General features: G+C 53.8%; 2 tRNA genes and 2 rRNA genes. All 4 read right to left on the reverse strand.

The window, feature by feature from the left end:
• Positions 1-44: 44 nt before the first annotated feature.
• Positions 45-159 (reverse strand): 5S ribosomal RNA (gene rrf / locus G404_RS0117235).
• Between the two features lie 137 nt (positions 160-296).
• A 23S ribosomal RNA gene (locus tag G404_RS0117240) occupies positions 297-3,089 on the reverse strand.
• 316 nt (positions 3,090-3,405) lie between these two features.
• Positions 3,406-3,481 (reverse strand) — tRNA-Ala (locus G404_RS0117245).
• 27 nt (positions 3,482-3,508) lie between these two features.
• Positions 3,509-3,585: transfer RNA gene (locus G404_RS0117250), tRNA-Ile, on the reverse strand.
• Between the last annotated feature and the right edge of the window lie 20 nt (positions 3,586-3,605).

Genomic DNA, 3,605 nt, shown 5'->3' on the forward strand with positions numbered 1-3,605 from the left:
TGAATGGGTTTTCAAGTCACGTTAATTACTGCGTCGGCTTCAATGCCTGGCGACGACCTACTCTTCCAACGCTTGAGCGTTAGTACCATTGGCGCGGACTGGTTTCACGGCCGAGTTCGAGATGGGATCGGGTGGGGCACAGACGCTATGGTCACCAAGCAATGGAGCCGGCGCAGTCTTTTGCGTGTTGGGTTTTCGATGCCGAATGTAATTGATGTCATAAGTGGCTTAGTTATCGCCGCAGCCAACAACGCCTGGCACGATTGTGTGCAGATCTGGTGTTGACGGTGGGGACTCTCAAGCATGAACAGAGTTATTAGGACCGGTTAGCTTCATGCGTTACCGCACTTCCACACCCGGCCTATCAACGTGGTGGTCTACCACGACTCGATGATACCTTATCTCGAGGGAGGCTTCCCGCTTAGATGCTTTCAGCGGTTATCCCGTCCATGCATAGCTACCCTGCTGCGCTCCTGGCGGAACGACAGGTACACCAGAGGCATGTTCATCCCGGTCCTCTCGTACTAGGGACAACTCCTCTCAAGTATCGACGCCCACGGCAGATAGGGACCAAACTGTCTCGCGACGTTCTGAACCCAGCTCACGTACCACTTTAATTGGCGAACAGCCAAACCCTTGGGACCTGCTCCAGCCCCAGGATGTGATGAGCCGACATCGAGGTGCCAAACGATTCCGTCGATATGAGCTCTTGGGAATCATCAGCCTGTTATCCCCGGCGTACCTTTTATCCGTTGAGCGATGGCCCTTCCACGAGGGACCACCGGATCACTATGACCGACTTTCGTCTCTGCTCGACTCGTCAGTCTCGCAGTCAGGCAGGCTTATGCCATTGCACTCTAACAGACGGTTTCCAACCGTCCTGAGCCTACCATCGCGCGCCTCCGTTACTCTTTAGGAGGCGACCGCCCCAGTCAAACTACCCGCCACAGAGGGTCCCCGAACCGGATAACGGTTCTGGGTTAGACATCAGAAAACAACAGGGTGGTATTTCACCTATGGCTCCACACCAGCTGGCGCCGGTGCTTCATAGCCTCCCACCTATGCTACACAATTCTTTCCTAATGCCACTCTGAAGCTGCAGTAAAGGTGCACGGGGTCTTTCCGTCTAACCGCGGGTACTCCGCATCTTCACGGAGAATTCAATTTCGCTGAGCATATCCTGGAGACAGTGGGGAAGTCGTTACGCCATTCGTGCAGGTCGGAACTTACCCGACAAGGAATTTCGCTACCTTAGGACCGTTATAGTTACGGCCGCCGTTTACCGGGGCTTCAATTCGGAGCTTGCACTCCTCCTCTTAACCTTCCGGCACCGGGCAGGCGTCAGACCCTATACGTCGTCTTGAAGCCGACTTAGCAGAGTCCTGTGTTTTTGCTAAACAGTCGCTACCCCCTGGCCTGTGCCCCCCACACATGCTTGCGCACATATGGGGCCTCCTTCTTCCGAAGGTACGGAGGCAATTTGCCGAGTTCCTTCAGGATACTTCTCTCAAGCGCCTTGGTATACTCTACCTGACCACCTGTGTCGGTTTCGGGTACGGTCTATATGGAGAGGCTATTTCCTGGAACCACTTCAAAGCCAGAACAATCCAATAAGTCCTGACAATTCACGTGATCCGTCACTCATCTCCAGGCCCACGAATATTAACGTGGTTCCCATCGACTACCCCCTTCGGGCTCGTCTTAGGGGCCGGCTCACCCTGCTCAGATTAGCTTTAAGCAGGAACCCTTGGTCTTTCGGCGAGAGGGCATCTCACCCTCTTTGTCGCTACTCATGTCAGCATTCGCACTTCCGATACCTCCACGGTCGGTTACCCTCCCGCTTCTCTGGCTTACGGAACGCTCCGCTACCGCTGGATCCGAAGATCCAACCCTAAGCTTCGGTGCGTGTCTTGAGCCCCGTTACATCTTCGCCGCAGGAACCCTTGTTTAGACCAGTGAGCTGTTACGCTTTCTTTAAATGATGGCTGCTTCTAAGCCAACATCCTGGTTGTTTTGGGATTCCCACATGCTTTCCCACTTAGACACGACTTGGGGACCTTAGCTGTAGGTTAGGGCTGTTTCCCTTTTGACGACGGACCTTAGCACCCGCCGTCTGTCTGCCGGATAAATCTCGTTGGTATTCGGAGTTTGGTTAGAGTTGGTAGATCTCGCGACCCCCGCATCCATCCAGTGCTCTACCCCCAACGGTATACGTCCGACGCTCTACCTCAATAGATTTCGCGGAGAACCAGCTATTTCCCGGTTTGATTGGCCTTTCACCCCTAAACACAACTCATCCGAGAATTTTTCAACATTCAACGGTTCGGCCCTCCAGTGCGTGTTACCGCACCTTCAGCCTGGTCATGCCTAGATCACCGGGTTTCGGGTCTAATTCATCGAACTCTGTCGCCCTATTCAGACTCGCTTTCGCTGCGCCTACACCTAACGGCTTAAGCTTGCTCGATAAACTAAGTCACTGACCCATTATGCAAGAGGTACGCTGTCACCCCCTAAAGAGGCTCCAACTGCTTGTAAGCATTCGGTTTCAGGTACTGTTTCACTCCCCTCATCGGGGTGCTTTTCACCTTTCCCTCACGGTACTAGTTCGCTATCGGTCATGTACGAGTATTTAGGCTTGGAGGGTGGTCCCCCCATGTTCAGACAGGATTTCACGTGTCCCGCCCTACTCGAGGCCTCATCCATCACTTTCGCATACGGGGCTGTCACCCGCTATGGCCACTCTTTCCAAAGTGTTCTGCTAGTTGAAGATGAGGCACTGGCCTGGTCCGCGTTCGCTCGCCACTACTAACGGAATCTCGGTTGATGTCTTTTCCTCCAGGTACTGAGATGTTTCAGTTCCCCGGGTTCGCTTCACCAAGGCTATTTTATTCGCCTCGGTGATACCTTATCCACCTCACCCAAACCCCGGTTGCCCGGACCTTGGAAGAAATGGTGAAGGTGGGTTTCCCCATTCGGAAATCGCCGGATCAAAGCTCGCTCACAGCTCCCCGACGCTTATCGCAGCGTGCCACGTCCTTCATCGCCTGTACATGCCAAGGCATCCACCAAATGCTCTTACCTCACGCTTGAGAATCCACACCATCAACATCAGGTCTGCATAAACCCTGCGTTGTTCTAGGTGCGGACGATAATCTCAGCCAGATTTGACATCTGTAATGTCGCATGCGCGCACATCGAACCCACCAGATCACTCCGGCCGTCGATCCACACGATGCGTCACGGCATCGATTAAAAACCCATTCACAATGTCAAAGAAGCGTACGGAAGATAACTCCCGCATCTTACCGGCCCTAAAGCCGGATCTGGTGTCTTCATCATCTGGAGATGTCTGTTTGTCCAAGTGCCTTTCCAACCACTCAACCACACACCAACGGCATGCAGGAATGGTGGAGCCTATCGGGATCGAACCGATGACCCCCTGCTTGCAAAGCAGGTGCTCTCCCAGCTGAGCTAAGGCCCCTCATAGGTACTCAAAACAAAAGAGAGATGGTGGGCCGAGCAAGAGTTGAACTTGCGACCTCACGCTTATCAGGCGTGCGCTCTAACCACCTGAGCTACCGGCCCATCAGTGCCCGCGGCAAAAC

It is taken from the genome of Novosphingobium acidiphilum DSM 19966 (genome assembly GCF_000429005.1).
Lineage (GTDB): Bacteria > Pseudomonadota > Alphaproteobacteria > Sphingomonadales > Sphingomonadaceae > Novosphingobium > Novosphingobium acidiphilum.